At 64.2% G+C, this 14,728-nt stretch carries 11 protein-coding genes; 7 read left to right on the top strand and 4 right to left on the bottom strand.

Translation table 11 applies throughout. The annotated features are described in order from the left end of the window. Window positions 1-8 precede the first annotated feature (8 nt). Window positions 9-932, bottom strand: a complete 924-nt coding sequence (locus tag K1X11_RS21190; RefSeq protein ID WP_221029249.1) for a lysylphosphatidylglycerol synthase domain-containing protein — start codon at window positions 930-932, stop codon at window positions 9-11. 1 nt (window position 933) lies between these two features. Continuing rightward, a complete protein-coding gene (locus K1X11_RS21185; protein WP_343212938.1) occupies window positions 934-1,926 on the bottom strand; it encodes a glycosyltransferase family 2 protein in 993 nt (330 codons plus the stop codon). Window positions 1,927-2,046: 120 nt separating this feature from the next. On the opposite strand from K1X11_RS21185, the gene K1X11_RS21180 reads away from it, so the two are divergent. After that, window positions 2,047-4,932: an ArnT family glycosyltransferase gene (locus K1X11_RS21180; protein WP_221029251.1), complete on the top strand. Its 2,886-nt coding sequence runs from the start codon at window positions 2,047-2,049 to the stop codon at window positions 4,930-4,932. Here the strand turns inward: K1X11_RS21180 and K1X11_RS21175 are convergent. Both K1X11_RS21175 and K1X11_RS21170 read right to left on the bottom strand, forming a co-directional pair. Continuing rightward, complete coding sequence (locus tag K1X11_RS21175) at window positions 4,919-5,464, bottom strand: MOSC domain-containing protein (RefSeq protein WP_221029252.1); 546 nt, start codon at window positions 5,462-5,464, stop codon at window positions 4,919-4,921. The genes K1X11_RS21180 and K1X11_RS21175 overlap by 14 nt on opposite strands. A 53-nt stretch (window positions 5,465-5,517) precedes the next feature. Beyond that, window positions 5,518-6,255 carry an alpha/beta hydrolase gene (locus tag K1X11_RS21170; protein ID WP_221029253.1) on the bottom strand — a complete coding sequence of 246 codons (738 nt, stop codon included), beginning with the start codon at window positions 6,253-6,255 and terminating at the stop codon, window positions 5,518-5,520. Window positions 6,256-6,466: 211 nt separating this feature from the next. Here K1X11_RS21170 and K1X11_RS21165 point away from each other — a divergent pair, with 211 nt between their 5' ends. The 6 genes from K1X11_RS21165 (at window position 6,467) to K1X11_RS21140 (ending at window position 14,561) form a co-directional block, all read left to right on the top strand. Continuing rightward, on the top strand, window positions 6,467-7,582 hold the full coding sequence (locus tag K1X11_RS21165) for an AraC family transcriptional regulator (RefSeq protein ID WP_221029254.1): 1,116 nt from the start codon (window positions 6,467-6,469) through the stop codon (window positions 7,580-7,582). Between the two features lie 34 nt (window positions 7,583-7,616). Beyond that, window positions 7,617-8,309: a PAS domain-containing protein gene (locus K1X11_RS21160; RefSeq protein ID WP_221029255.1), complete on the top strand. Its 693-nt coding sequence runs from the start codon at window positions 7,617-7,619 to the stop codon at window positions 8,307-8,309. Between the two features lie 68 nt (window positions 8,310-8,377). Continuing rightward, a complete protein-coding gene (locus K1X11_RS21155; RefSeq protein WP_221029256.1) occupies window positions 8,378-8,989 on the top strand; it encodes a DUF6265 family protein in 612 nt (203 codons plus the stop codon). Window positions 8,990-9,088: 99 nt separating this feature from the next. Then, on the top strand, window positions 9,089-9,613 hold the full coding sequence (locus K1X11_RS21150) for an RNA polymerase sigma factor (protein WP_221029257.1): 525 nt from the start codon (window positions 9,089-9,091) through the stop codon (window positions 9,611-9,613). Window positions 9,614-9,618: 5 nt separating this feature from the next. Continuing rightward, window positions 9,619-10,626: a FecR family protein gene (locus K1X11_RS21145; protein ID WP_221029258.1), complete on the top strand. Its 1,008-nt coding sequence runs from the start codon at window positions 9,619-9,621 to the stop codon at window positions 10,624-10,626. Window positions 10,627-10,874: 248 nt separating this feature from the next. Further along, complete coding sequence (locus tag K1X11_RS21140; protein ID WP_221029259.1) at window positions 10,875-14,561, top strand: TonB-dependent receptor plug domain-containing protein; 3,687 nt, start codon at window positions 10,875-10,877, stop codon at window positions 14,559-14,561. The last annotated feature ends 167 nt before the right edge of the window (window positions 14,562-14,728 follow it).

Raw genomic sequence — 14,728 nt, 5'->3', positions numbered from 1 at the left:
TCAATCCTCTATTCTTTACTCGGCCACCACCGCGCCAGGGCCGCACTGCTCACGTCGCCCGCCACCGCCGCCAGTCGCGTGAGCACCGCCGCCACCGCCACCACCTCGCCCGGCGCGCCCAGACGCTCGGCCAGCACCGCCAGCGTGAGCTCGCGCACCCCGATGCCTCCCGGCGCCCCGATCACCACCAGCCCGGCCGTCCAGGAGACCACCACCACGCCAAACAAGGTGAGCCCATCCGCCTCCCAACCACCGCCGACTCGGCTCACCACCAGTTGAAACATCAGGGTCTGGATCACCATCACCCCCAGGTGTGAGCCGACCACCGCCAACGCCGATCCGACCCGCCAGCGCGGTTGCACGCCGGCCTTCGCCAAGCGGCGTCGCAGGATCACCGCCGCCAGCGCCACCACGCCCAAACACCCCACCAGCGCCACCCCCAGGACCGGCCATGGCAGATCACCGCGCAGGCCCACCGGCACCACAACCGCCACCGCCGCGCAGGCCACCGCCAACTGCAGCACCGGCTCCGCCGCCGTCGCGACCACCGCCACGGTCTTGCGCACCCCCACCTCCCCGGCCAGCGCCACCCGACCCGCATAGTGAAACACATTTCCCGGCAGGTATTTTGCCACCTGCACCCGCCACGCGAGCCGCACCGAATCGGCCGTGCGCACCTCGCCGCCCAGCAGGCGAACCATGCCCGCCCACGCCGCGCCAAGCAGCGCATTAAGAGCCACCCACAGGCCGACTCCGATCACCACCACCGGCAGCAACCGCGCCCAGTCCAGCACCACGTCCTGAGAACGCAGTCCCTGCGCACCCTGCCACAAAACCCAGCCCCCACTGGCGAGCGCCACGACCGAACCCAAACGCTTGGCCCAGCGCCATCCCACCTCCGCCCGCGAGCTCTGCGCCGCCGGAGTGTTCATCTCACGAGTCCTCGGATTTCGCCACTTCCGCCGCGGCCGCCGCGTCCCGGGCCGCCAATCGATCCTCCAGGCGCGCGATGCGCCAGTTGGCCTTCTCCAACAAACGCCGGTTCACCGAAATCAAATCAGCCAACAGCCCGAGCACCCACATCGAAAGCCCGGAGCCCACCAGCACCGCCGACAGCACGACCGACTGCACGTGGCCGTTGCCCTGCCCGATCGCAAAAAAATAAAGAAAGCGCAGCCCACCGATCAGACCCGCGCCGCCTACGACCGCGCCGATGGTGAAAAAGAAGGTCACCGGCCGGTAGATCATAAAGATGCGCACCATGGTCACCATCGAGCGCTTCACGTAGGAGAAAATGCTCTTTACCAACCGCGAGGGCCGTTGCTTGCCATTCACCCCCACCGGCACCGACAACACCACCATGTCGTTCTGCCCGGCCTGAATGATGGTCTCCAGCGTGTAGGTGTAGCTGCTGAATACGTTGAGACGCTGCGCCGACTCCCGCGTGAAACCGCGGAACCCGCTCGGCGCATCCGCCACCTCCGTGCGACTGAGCGAGCGCGCCACCTGGCTGCCGAACTTCTGCAAGGCTTTCTTGACCGGCGAAAAATGCTCGATCGTGCCGATGGGGCGCGCCCCGATCACGATGTCGGCCTCACCGCGCAGCAGCGGCGCCACCAGCTTCGGGATATCGACCGCGCTGTATTGGTTATCGGCATCCGTGTTCACGATGAAGTCGGCTCCGCGCTCCACGCACGCCGCCAGCCCGGCCGAAAACGCCCGCGCCAATCCCATGTTGCGCGGCAACTTCACCACGTGGTCCACGCCCTCCAACGCCGCGACCGCCGCCGTGTCATCGCTGCTGCCGTCATCGATCACCAACCACTCGACCTCGTCGACTCCCTCAACCTCGCGCGGCAGGTCCGCCAGCGTAGCCGGCAGCGACTCCGCTTCATTGTAGCAGGGGATCTGGATGATGAGCTTCACAAGCGCCACCAAACCATCGTCAACGCGCATGGCAATAAGCCTCCTGCGCGAAAAGCCCGCTCGACGCTTCCCGCCTCATACGTCGTGATCTGCCTTTCGCTTCATCCGTCTTCTTCGTTCATGGGTTCGCTCATCCAGCATTCACTCGGTTTTGGTTATTTTCCTGGCATCGCCGTGCTCGGCCTCCTGCTCCTGCGTCGTGCCAAACTGGATACCGCCACCACGCTGCCGGTCATCGTCCTCGCCACGCTCGGATTTACCGTCGGGCTGGTGCTCACCTGGCCCCTGCTCTTCGTTGCTGCCTGGGTGGGCGCCTTCAAACCGGTGCTATTCGGTGTGGCGGGCTGGACCCTCACCGCTGCCTGCCTCCCGCGGCTTTACCGCGAGCTACGTCCGGTATGGGCCCGGACCGACACCGTCCTGTTGCTCGTCGCCGCGCTGATCTTCGCCTGGCACGGTCTCTACCGCAACGAGAGCATCTTCAGCGGACGCGATCAGGGCGTTTACTCCAACCACGCCGCCCATATCGCCCGCACAGGAGACCTCCGCGCCGCGCCGCCCTATGCCGATCTGTTCGTCCCGGAAAACAGCATGTTGATCTCCGGGGCGCAGGCCGGTGGTTACTTCTTCGATGCCACGCAGGAGAACATCTACTTTCAATTCCCACCCACCTTTGCGATCACGCTGGCCCAGGCCTTCGGCGGGGGCGGCTTTCTGGGAATGTTCCTCTTCAATCCGCTGCTCGCCGCCCTCAATACGCTCCTGTTTTACGAGTTCGCGCGCCGCCTGTTCGCGTCCCGGTGGGCCTGGTTTGCCACCGCGCTCTTCAGCCTGAATCTCGCGCAAATCTGGATCGCCCGCATCACGCTCAGTGAGGTGATAACGCAAACCTGGCTGCTCGGCGGACTCATCCTGCTGCACCAGGCGTTCACTCGTCGTCAGGTGGGTCTCGGCGTGCTCGCGCACGCGCTCATCGCCACCTGCACCTTTGTGCGCATCGACGCTTACCTGGTGCTGCTCGGTCTCTGCGCCTTCGACGCCTGGTCGGCGCAACAACCCCGCAGCGATCACAGCGCCACCACCTGCCGCCAGCTCGCCCGCGCCGGCGCGACGATCGGCGTGGTGCTCGGGGCCCTCGCTTTCGGTTACGGTTTCCTCACCTCGCCCGGCTACTACCACGACTTCAGTGGCCGTCTGGCTGCCATGCTCGGCATTGCGACCGCTTTCACCGTCGTTGCCTGGCTGCCCCTGCCGCGCCGACTCCGCGAATCGCTGGATGCGCTGCTGCGCGCGCCCCGCCTCATCACCGCCCTCTCCGCGGTGCTGGTGTTGCTCGCCCTCTACGCGTGGTGGATCCGCCCGCACATCGAACCCTTTGCCCAGTTTGCTGAGAGCATCGGTTGGGAGGGACGGGACTACCGCGAGAACAGCTTGCGCGATCTCGCCGCCTACCTCTCGCCGCCGGCGATCGCGTTCATGCTGGTCGGCCTGTGCCTCGCCCTGCGCCGGACCTTTGTGGACCGGGAGTGGAACTGGGCCCCATTCCTCGCGCTCTGGGCCGCCTGCACTCTGTTGTATTTGTATAATCCCTACATCAGCACCGACCACATTTGGAAGATCCGCCGCTTCGTGCCGGTGATCCTTCCCGGCATGGTGTTGCTGGCCACGCTCGGCCTGCAGGGCACTGTCGCTGCCGTGCCGCGCCCGCGTTGGCGCCCGATTCTCGCGAGCCTCGCCGGGGTGGCGATCTTCGCCTGGGTCGGCTGGTCGATGTATCCACTCGGCTTTGCCCGGCTCAACGGCGAGGCGGTCGCCTTCATTCAATCGATCAAGCGCGAGATCCCGCGCCACGCCCTCGTCGTGGCCACGGTGCGCAAACCCATTTTGGGACCGATCCAATTGGTGGAACAGGTGCAAACCCTGCGTGCTCGTCCGGAGGACCCGGTGCAAGCCGAGCGCCTGAAACAACTCATCAATTTGGAGCAAAGCCGCGGTCGCACGGTAATGCTCCTGAGTCCCACGCCGATGGTGGCGAACCCACTCCGCGATGCCCGTCGTTTCGAGCTGGTGCATCCCAACCTGCTGCGCACCACGGAGCCACCGCCGCGCGAACTTAAGCTCCGCCGACGCACCGCCTTCCTCTCCGTGCTCGGCCCCGGCGGCGTCGGCATCGACCCCCACGCCGCCGAAGTGCGGCTTGGCGCCAATCCCATCTACGGGGTGCCTGAATCAGGGTTCGCCGGCCAGGAATACGTGGACGAGATCCCCTTCCGCTGGACCACCGGCCCCACCGCCCGCCTGGACGTGCCGTGGGCCTTCCCCTCACCTCCGCAGCGGGCGTTTCTCGATATCATGGCAACTTCGCCCGACGGTGCTGCGGTGAAGGTCACGATCGACGAGCACACGGCTTTCGAGGCTGCGATCCCCGCCGAAGGCGGGGTATTGCCGCTGGACCTCACCGACGTGGATTGGACCCGGTCGCACCACGAAATCAGCGTGCACAGCAGCACCTTTCGTCCCTCTGATTTCGCGCCGGAATCCACGGATCACCGGGAGCTCGGCGTGCGATTGGGCGGAATCGTTTTCAGCTTCCGTCCGCCGGGCGCACAGGCGCGCATGGTCTTCGGGTTCGGTCGGAATCCTTACGTGAAAAGCTATGGCCTGCATCCCATCGAACCGATTCACGGTGAGCCGGCACGATGGACCAATGGTTTTGGTCACTTCGAAATCGAGCTTCCGCCGAACGCGATTCCGCGCCAACTCACCGTGCCGATAGCAGGCGTGCCACGCGACGGCACCGAGCTTGAAATCTGGTGGGAGGGTCATCGCCTCCAGACGTTCCAACTCGATCACGCGCCCGACCAGCTGGAACTCTCCCTGCCGTCCGCCCCGATCGCCGATCACGTCGCTTCACTCGAATTGCGCAGTCCGACCTTTGATCCGAATTCCCACGACCGCCGCGAGCTGGGTGTGATGATTGGCCAGCTCACCATCACGTGGCACTGATCTTCGTCACGACATCGCCGACGCGCACCACACCACCGGTGATGACCTTGGCGTTGATCCCGCGCAGGTTGAGCGCCCGCCCTTCCGGCGAATTGACAAACTCCATCGCGGGCAGGCCGAAACGAGCCACAAACTTCGAACAACCCGTGTGCGGCTCGGCTGTCACCTCCACGACCGCCTCGGCCCCGATGGCAAGGCGCGTGCCGGGCGGCAGATTCACGTCACCGATATTGAGATCCACGTAGAGCTGATCCCCCGCCAACGGCCAACGCTCCCGCGAACGCGCGACCAGTTGTGCTGCCCGAGCGTTCATCAAAGTGAGCTGACATTCGGGATTCGCCTTTCCCAACGACCAGTTGTCGCCCTCCAGCCCGACCGCCGGACTCAACGTCGCCTCCGTCAGCACCTCGCGTTCATCGGTCGCCGGCCGGCGCACGATCATTTCCAGCAAGCCCCCATCCAAGGGCGCCGCTTCCACTTTGGGTAGGCCGGCTTCCAGTTGATCAGGGTCGAGGTGCAGGGATTCGTTCATGGTCGCTCGCCCCTAAAACGGCCATGCGGTCGCCGCCCGCAACCCTTTTGCGCTCAGTCATCCACCCTCAGGACACCTTCCCACCGCCAGGAGTTGTGCCCGCCCTCCATTTCAATCCAGCGTGCCGCCGGCACCCGCTCATGCAGGCGCCGCGCGTGTTGGATCGGTATCACTTCATCCTGCTTCGCCGCGTAAATTTCCACCGCCCCGCCGTAAGCCTGCAGCGCCGCGCCATTGTCCCACTTGTCCCGCAACAGCAGACCTACCGGCAACCAGCGAAAGCGCTCCTTGGCCACGTCGACCAAGCGGTCATACGGCGTCCACAACACGATTTTGTCCGGCGGCTCCGCCACGCCGGCCAATTCACAGGCCGGCCCCGTGCCGATGGACTCGCCGATCACGCCCATGGGCACACCCGGAAATCGTTTCCGCAAGGTCAACCACGCCGCCTGCGCTGCGGCATTGATGCTTTCGCGCGATGGTTTTCCTGCTCGGTCGCCATAACCTGGATACTCCAACACAAACACCGCTGCCTCCTCGGCCACATGCTCCAGCACGTAACCCCGCTGCGCCGCCTGTCCGCCGTTCCCGTGCAACATCAGCCACACCTCTCGCGGGGCGGCAACTTCGCGGGCGAATCCGATTGCCTCCCCTCCCACCCGCCACGGTCCCAACGGACCTTCGATGTCGTAATGTGTGGGGTAATACAGCAGCGATCGCTGCCCCATCGCCACCCCCACCAGCAACACGCCGTAGAGCACCAGCACCACGATCAGAATACGCCAAGCCATGGGACTCATCTCATCCGCACCGACCGTGCATGGCGACACATTCCGCCACTGCCACTCGGCGCCAGCTCCAACCCCCACCTGCGCCTTCACTGCCGCCCTCCCCCGCCGCGCTTTTGTTCCTCACCATCGAGCACCCGCTACCCGCGACCGCCCTGTCAGCACTCGCCACCGTGGCATTGCCAAGTCCCGATTGAAGCGCACGCTTCGCGCCATGGCTGGCCTGCAACCCTCGCTGTATTCCATCGCGCTGGCCCTCTGCGTTTTCTGCTCCGGCCTGTTGAGCCAACGCCTGACGCGCACCGGCCGACCGTTACGGATCTTCACCCTCTACCTCGGTTTTGAGGCCTTGGGCTTCGCCTTGGAGCTGCTCACCGCTCATCCCGCCACGCCTTACAAATCACTTTGGCTCGGCCTGCTGCTCGTCACATCGCTGCTCACCGCCCCGTTGCTATGGTTGGCCCTGCGCGAGACCGTCACCGGCGAAACCCCGCGGCTGCGCGACCTCGCGTGGCCCCATTTCGCTGTCATCGCGGTCGGAGTCCTGTGCGCGCTGCCGGTGATCGCCAATGCGCACGCCGGCACCACTTGGGCCAACCCCGCCAGCCCGTCACGCCCGTGGCACTATGCCTACCTGCACGAGGCCATGCTCATCTGCATCGGTCTGTTCACCCTCCAGGCCCCGTATTACCTGCGCCGCACCCGCGAGCTGCTCCGCCGCGCCACGCCCAGCCCGGGCCGCGCCTGGCTGCATTTGCCCGTGATCATCGTCGCCACCACCTGGGGCCTGGCCATTCTCCGCACCGCCCAATGCGCCACCCACGCTCCCGTCGAGTGGGTGGCTCTTTTTGCGTTGGTCGACGTGAGCGTGACGGTCGGGGCGCTCTACCTGATCGTCCGCCGCGAGTTTCACCCGCTCGCGGACGTCTCCACGGCACCGACGGAAGCAACTGCGCTGCCGTGCAAATACGCCAAATCTGCCCTGGAATCGGCCCACGTTGATCGCATTCGCCGCAAACTCGACTCCGCCTTCGCCGATCAACGGCTCCATCACGACTGCCAGCTCAACCTCCGCACCCTCAGTCGTATCATCGGTGAGAAGCCCCACTATGTTTCCCAAACCATCAACCAGGCACTCGGCTCCACGTTCTACGATCTGATCAATCTACGCCGTATCGAAGACGCCCGCCAACGTCTCCGCGAAGAGCCCAACACCACGGTGCTGGAGATCGCTCTCGCCGTCGGTTTCAACGCTAAATCCACCTTCAATACCGCGTTCAAGCGCCATACCGGCCAAACTCCCAGCGCCTACCGACGTCAAACCGACTGACCCCGTCGGGCCCCTTATTCCGCATAGTATTGTGATGTCTGTTTCGCCTCCTGTTTTTTCTCCCCTGCCTGAACACACCCGACACCACGAGCAGCTGATCAGCACCCTGCCCTGCGCAGTCTACGACTACGTGCTTTGGCCCGATGGACGCAGTTGTTTCACCTACATCAGCCCGCAATGTGCCGACATGTTTGAACTCTCCGCCGAGAGCATCATGGCCGACAGTCGACGGCTGTGGGCATTGGTGCATGAAGACGACCTGAACCGCCTGCAGTCGGAGGATTTCGCCGCTCGCAGATCCGGCCGGGGCTTTCAATCCGAGATCAGAATAGTTCTCCCCTCTGGCCGCACCAAGTGGATGCAACTCACCTCCCGACCCGGCACCCGCTTCCTTGAGGGCCAGGAAATCTGGAGCGGAGTGATTCTGGACATCACCGATCGCAAACTGGTCGAAGCGGAGCGCGACCAACTCCTCGAGGAGCTGCGCGATGCCCTCAACCAGGTAAAAACGTTGAGCGGCTTTTTGCCCATCTGCGCCTCGTGTAAAAAAATCCGCGACGACGGAGGTTATTGGACTCAACTGGAGGCCTACATCAGCGAACACTCTGAGGCCGAGTTCTCCCACGGGATCTGCCCCGATTGTGCCGATCGCTTCATGGCGGAGTTTCGGGAAACCATCGCGACCGAGACGCGTTCGCGACGCGGACAGGATGTTGAGTCCCAATAGGCCGGGCCGGACGTTCGGTCCGAACGGCTCGGACGACCCGTGCCGTTTCCACCCCTAAAATGGCGGCGATGAAACTTACCCGCCTCCTCACTCAACACCTCCCGTTAATCCTCCTGGTCGCCGTCGCTAGCGTGCGCGCCGACGACCCCGTCGCGCACGACGCCGGCGCCTTTGAATCCCCCGAAGTGCTGCGCGCCGCCGACGCCCCGGCGATCCCGCCTCCAGCCACTCTCGCCGATCTCGCTTGGCTGGTCGGCGCCTGGCAGGGGGCTTTGGACGACAACCATCAGGAGGCCTACGTTTTTCCCGCCGCCGCCGGCCAACTCCCGGGGTTCGCCCGCGGCTGGACTCCGAGCGGCGGATTCCTCTTCAGCGAAGCCAATACCTTCGTCGAAATCGACGGCACCCTCGAATATCGGGTAAAACACTTCACGCCGGAATTTCACGGCGTCGAACCGCGCGACGGTTATGAACGCCATCGTCTGCTCGCTCACACCGGCAACACGTGGTTTTTCGAAAACATCACCTTCCGCCGCGACGATGATCACCATCACACCGTGGCGGTTCGCATCCAGGCCGATACCCCGCAGGAGTTCATCATCATGGTGCGCCAGCGCCGCGTGACCGCCCCCAGCGCGATACCGCCATTGGTCGCAGCCACCGTGCCTTCCACCCGCTGATAGAACACTGGTCGATTGATTGACTGATTCCCCGCGCTTCACCCGGGGAATCCCCTCGACGGTCCCAGTCCACCCGCGTCTCATCGAAGCAGCTTTCACATGCCCTCTGCTCCCGATAAAGACCGCTGGTTTCGCGAAGAACTGGTGGCTCACACCGAGCCGCTGCGTCGCTGGCTGCAAGGACGCTACCCCTCGATCATCGATGCGGACAACATCGTGCAGGAGACGATCACCCGTGTCTGGCGCGAGCGCGTGTTTGGCCATGTCACCTCGCCTCAGGCGATGCTCTACACCACTGCCCGCAACCTCGCCATCGACCAATTGCGCCGCCATCGCATTGCCCCGATGGAATATATGGCGGAAATCGCCGACTTGCCCGTCTTTGATACGGAGCCTTCACCTTCCGAAGCCGCCGCCCGCAATCAAGAACTCGAACTCCTCACCGCCGCCATTCAATCGCTGCCCGACAAGTGCCGCCAGGTTCTCACCCTGCGCAAGATCTACGGCCTCTCCCAAAAGGAGATCGCTGCGCACCTCGGCATCTCGGAAAACACCGTCGAATCGCAGATCGGCAACGGCATGCGACGCATCGCCAAATACCTCGCTCACGAGGGCCTCGCCTAGACCCGATGTCCGACTCCGAGTCCAACTCCTCTTCGGCCGAAGCCGCCGCCGCCAGATGGATGGCCGCGCGCGATCGTGGTTTCACCCCGGCGGAACAGGACGCCTACTTGCAATGGCTCAGTGAAGACCCGACCCACGGAGCCGAGATCGCCCGCCTCTCCCGGGCTTGGGATCGATTGGAAGCCCTCCACCAGTGGAGCCCCAACCACAGCACCAAACCCAACGCCGACCTGCTCCTCCCGCGCCACCGCCGTTCCCGCTGGCGCCGGCGCATCGTTTTTGGCTCCGCCCTCGCGGCCACCCTGGCCGTCGTGCTCAGCCTGCTCTCCCTACGTGACCCCGCCCCCGTCTCCGACGAATCCGGCGTCATCATGCACCCGGCGCCCCGCCGCCTCACTCTCGAGGACGGTTCCCTCATCGAGCTGAACACCTCCGCCCGGGTGGAAGTCGACTTCACGCCGTCCGTCCGCGCCGTGCGTCTCGTGCAAGGCGAAGCCCACTTCATCGTAGCCAAGAACCCCCACCGTCCCTTCGTCGTCCAAGTCGGCGACTACCGCGTGCGCGCCGTCGGCACCGCCTTCAACATCGCCCTCGCTCCCGAGGACGTGTCCGTGCTCGTCACCGAGGGCGAAGTGCAGCTCAAGGAAACAACCGCCTCTCTGGCCACCGCCCCCCTCGTGCCTTCGCTGCGCGTCGGCCAGGAAGCCCGCCTTTCGCCCACGCTGCCGGCCGGTTTCGAGGTGGCCGAACTCTCCCCCGCCGAAATGGAAGCCCGGCTGGCCTGGCATTCCCTGCGTCTCGAATTCACCGGCACCCCGCTGCGCGAGGTCATCGCCGAATTTAACCGCTACAACCGTCGGCAACTCGTCCTCGCCGACGCCGCCACCGGCAACATGGTGATCGGCGGCACCTTCCGCGCCGACAACGTCGAGGCTTTCGTGCGCCTGCTGGATCTCGGTTTCGACATCCAAGCCCGCAACGAAGGCGACACGCTCGTGCTCAGCCGCCGCTGAGCCCACCCGGAGCGGCCCCCACGCGCAGCCCTCCCGACTCGCCCCCCGTCACGCCAAAAACTTCGCCCAATCGGCGAAGTTTTTTTTGGCGGAACTCATCCAGCAGTCCGTCTCAACGGCTAGTAGGGCGGGTCCATCTGCGCCCGCCCCACCCCTAACCCCCATGAAACCCTACCCCACCGGCTCCGTGTGGCCTTGTTGCGCTTACACCTACCCCGCTTCGGTCGGGTTTCGCTTCCTAACCTGGAATGAAACCTACTAAATCCAACACCCTGTTAGCCGCCCTGGCTCTTGCCGGGGCCTGCTCGCTATCGGCGCAAACCGCGCCAGCTGCGTCGGATGAACTCGATATGGATGAGACCATCGTGCTCTCCCCGTTCGAAGTCACCGCTTCCGATGAAAATGGTTACGTCGCCACCGAGACTCTCGCTGGCACCCGCATCCGCACTGACCTGCGCGACGTTGGCTCCGCCATTTCCGTCGTCACCAAAGAATTCCTGCAGGACGTCGGTGCCACCGACAACGCCTCCCTGCTGCAATACACCACCAATACCGAGGTCTCGGGCACCCTCGGCACCTACACCGGTCTCGGTAACGGCGCCGTCCTCAACGAGACCAGCCGCCTGCTCGCCCCCAACACGGTCAACCGTGTGCGTGGTCTGAGTGCGGCCGAAAACACCCGCGACTACTTCGTGTCGGACATCCCCTGGGATTCCTACAACACCGATCGCGTCGACATCCAGCGCGGTCCGAACTCGATCCTCTTCGGTCTCGGTAAGCCCGCCGGTATCATCAACGCTTCGCTCGCCAACGCCAGCTTCCGCGATGCCGGCCAAGTCGACTTCCGCGTCGGCTCCAACGCCTCCATCCGCGCCAGCTTCAACGTCAACAAAGAGGTCATCGACGACGTCTTTGCCGTTCGCGTGGCCGGCGTCTGGGACAGCCAAAAATACCGCCAAAAGCCGGCCTTCGAGGACGACGAACGCGGTTACGTGGCCCTGCGTTTCGACCCGAAGCTCTTCGGCGACTCCGCTCATACCAGCATCAAGTTCAAGTATGAGAATGGTGAGATCACGGCCAACCGCCCCCGCGTGGTCACCCCGCAGGACTCGGTCTCTCCGTGGTTCCGCTCCTCCACCGTTTCCGACGCCAATCCCTTCGGTGGTATGGATAAGGTCACGGTCCCGGATCCCTTCACCTCCTTCGCCGAATACTCCAACTCCGGCGGCGACTACTACAATCCGTGGTTCAGTGGAGCCAACCTCAACGCCCAGCAGCCCTTCTGGCTGATTGATGGCGACAGCGGCACCGTCCTCGACGCTCGCTCCGGCTTCATCAACAACGGCGCTCGTAACGCCGATGGCACCACCCGCGGTCGCGCCGACGGTATCATCGGTCGCCTCTACCCGGCTCCGTTCGTGTCGGTCGGCACCCTCAACGGCGCCGCCAACAATCTGAACCTCCCGCTCGCTTCCTATGGTCAGTATCGCGCGGAGTATATCAAGGACCCCGGCCTCTTCGACTTCTACAACGTCCTTATCGATGGCGATAACAAGCGTGAGTGGCAGGAGTGGGACGCCTACAACCTCGACCTCTCGCAGACCGCCCTCAACGACCGCGTCGGTATCCAGCTCAGCTACGACAAGCAGGAATACTCCCGCGGTGGTGAGTCCTTCCTCGGCTACAACCCGACCATCTCCGTCGACGTGTTGGAATCATGGGATGACCTCTCTCCCAACCCCAACGTCGGTCGTCCGTTCGTGACCTCCGGCGCCGGTGGGACGGGCTCCAAATACACCAGCGAGCGTGAATACTACCGCGCCTCGGTCTTCGGTGAACTCCGCGGCTCCGACTTCCTCGAGCGCGACAGCTTCCTCGCCAAGCTCTTCGGCAAACACCGCGTAAATGCCGTGTTCAGCTCCGAGGATTTTGTGACCGAGTCCCGCAGCTGGAATCGCAAGGCCAATGACCAGGCCTGGGCCGCCTTCGCCCACGGTGGCGACGGTTCCACCCAGCCCTTCACCGACCGCGTCCCGGCCGGCATCATCTACATCGGCGACTCCCTGCTCAACGTCGGTTCGGCCTCCGCCGCCAACATCGGCGGCATCAACGGCAACATCGACCTGAACAGCAGCAACGTGCTTGTCTTCGACACCACCTGGAACTCCAACGTCGCCTTCGACAGCCCTTGGACCGTCCCCGCCAACCTCGACCCGATGTTCAGCGATGACTTCCCGGCCGATCAACCGAGTTACTACCAGAACTCCAACCCGGCCAACTACGTCGGCTGGCGTCAACAGGGCCTCTACATGTGGAGCTACGACAACGGTGCTGACCCGCGCCTCGTCACCTCCGCCCGTCTTGGCCAACGTGAGACCGAGTCCACCGCCATCTCCTGGCAGGGCTTTCTCTGGAACGACGCCATCGTCACCACCCTCGGCTGGCGCTCGGATGAAGTGAAGAGCCGCGACGACACCGCTCGCGCCTCCGGCTACCGTGCCACCCTCAACCTGACCCCCGGTCAGGGCAGCGACTACGGCCTGCCGACCGACTACGCTCCGGACCGCATCCTCGAGGATGAGTCCATCAGCGGTGGCATCGTGCTCCACGTCAACCGCCTCTTCGGTGACCGCGATCCTCTGCCCCTCAATGTCAGCCTCACCTACAACAAGTCCTCCAACTTCGAAGTGGGTAACGTGCGCAATGACATCTACGGCAACCCGATCGATAACCCGAGCGGCGAGACCAAGGACTACGGTATCCTCCTCTCCACCAAGGACGGCCGCTTCAGCCTCCGCGCTGTGAAGTATGAGTCCTCCGTGAAGCTGGATCGCACCGACCTCAGCTCGTGGAACATCGGTTCCACCGTCTCCAACGGCCTCATGTGGCGGAACATCTTCCTCTACGACCTGAGCGCCTACGACTGGAGCACCCGCGACCAATACAGCTATCGTAACCACGCTTCCAACGCCTTCCCCATCGATGGCGATCCGAGCCTCCCGTATCACGTGGAGGAATACTCCCCCGAGGAGCTCGCACTGGAAGACCAGATGATCGGTCGCTGGAATGAGATCCAAGCTTGGCTCGACTCCAAGGGCTTCTTCGAGGCCTGGAACTTCGAGCCGGTCGCCCTCTCCGACCTCACCCTCCGTTCCATCTACGAAGCGGATCCCGCGGCCCACACTCCGTCGGACACCAGCCGTGTGACCACCTACTCCCCGTCGGCTCCGGCCAACTTCGCCGTCACCGCCGACACCCTCACCAAGGGTTACGAGTTTGAGCTCACCGCGAACCCCACGCCCAACTGGCGCGTCGCGTTCAACGCTTCTCAGACCAAAGCCTACCGCAACAACGTCGGTGGTGAGACCATCAACGAATGGGTCGAATACATGGACTCCATGCTCCTCGATTCCACCGCCTCCAACGGTTACAGCCCGGCCGGCAACCTGCCGCGTTGGGGTGGCCTCGGTGGCGCCATCGGCCCGAGCATCTACGCGCCGTGGCGCGCGGAATACGTCCGCATGAAGCTCCAGGAAGGCACCGCCGTCCCCGAGCTGCGTGAATGGAGCTTCCGCTTCGTCACCAACTACACCTTCAAGGAAGGCTTCCTGAAGGACGTCAGCGTCGGCGGCAGCTACCGTTGGCAGGACGAGGTCGCCATCGGCTATCCGCTGGTGCCGATCGACGCCGCCACCTACGGCTTCGACCTCGACAACCCGATCATGGGCCCGTCCGAGGACGCCATCGACCTGTGGGCCAGCTACTCCCGCAAGCTCACCGAAAAGATCGACTGGAAGATCCAGCTCAACGTTCGCAACGCGTTTGCCGGCAAGGAGCTGATCCCCGTCTCGATCCAACCGGACAATTCCACGATTGCCGGTGTGCGTATCGCCCCGTCGCAGGATTGGTTCCTCACCAACACCTTCTCGTTCTAAGGTAACGGTTCAGGTCACCTAACGAAATCGAACAACGCATCGCCGCCCCACTCCGGGGCGGCGATTTTTTTGCCCCGCACGGCAGCGAGACGCTCAATCCCCCCCCGTAGGCCGCAAGCTTGCTTGCGCTAACCCTACCTCTCCGCCGCAGCCCGATCCACCGCCAC

Source organism: Actomonas aquatica (assembly GCF_019679435.2).
GTDB lineage: Bacteria > Verrucomicrobiota > Verrucomicrobiia > Opitutales > Opitutaceae > Actomonas > Actomonas aquatica.
This window is presented reverse-complemented; position numbering and strand designations above follow the sequence as displayed.

Bases quoted from the DNA above. Each gene is read 5' to 3' on its own strand.
- K1X11_RS21170 (WP_221029253.1), bottom strand. From the start codon at position 6,255: ATGGCTTGGCGTATTCTGATCGTGGTGCTGGTGCTCTACGGCGTGTTG.
- K1X11_RS21180 (WP_221029251.1), top strand. From the start codon at position 2,047: ATGGGTTCGCTCATCCAGCATTCACTCGGTTTTGGTTATTTTCCTGGC.
- K1X11_RS21160 (WP_221029255.1), top strand. From the start codon at position 7,617: ATGTCTGTTTCGCCTCCTGTTTTTTCTCCCCTGCCTGAACACACCCGA.
- K1X11_RS21155 (WP_221029256.1), top strand. From the start codon at position 8,378: ATGAAACTTACCCGCCTCCTCACTCAACACCTCCCGTTAATCCTCCTG.
- K1X11_RS21190 (WP_221029249.1), bottom strand. From the start codon at position 932: ATGAACACTCCGGCGGCGCAGAGCTCGCGGGCGGAGGTGGGATGGCGC.
- K1X11_RS21145 (WP_221029258.1), top strand. From the start codon at position 9,619: ATGTCCGACTCCGAGTCCAACTCCTCTTCGGCCGAAGCCGCCGCCGCC.
- K1X11_RS21175 (WP_221029252.1), bottom strand. From the start codon at position 5,464: ATGAACGAATCCCTGCACCTCGACCCTGATCAACTGGAAGCCGGCCTA.
- K1X11_RS21150 (WP_221029257.1), top strand. From the start codon at position 9,089: ATGCCCTCTGCTCCCGATAAAGACCGCTGGTTTCGCGAAGAACTGGTG.
- K1X11_RS21165 (WP_221029254.1), top strand. From the start codon at position 6,467: ATGGCTGGCCTGCAACCCTCGCTGTATTCCATCGCGCTGGCCCTCTGC.
- K1X11_RS21140 (WP_221029259.1), top strand. From the start codon at position 10,875: ATGAAACCTACTAAATCCAACACCCTGTTAGCCGCCCTGGCTCTTGCC.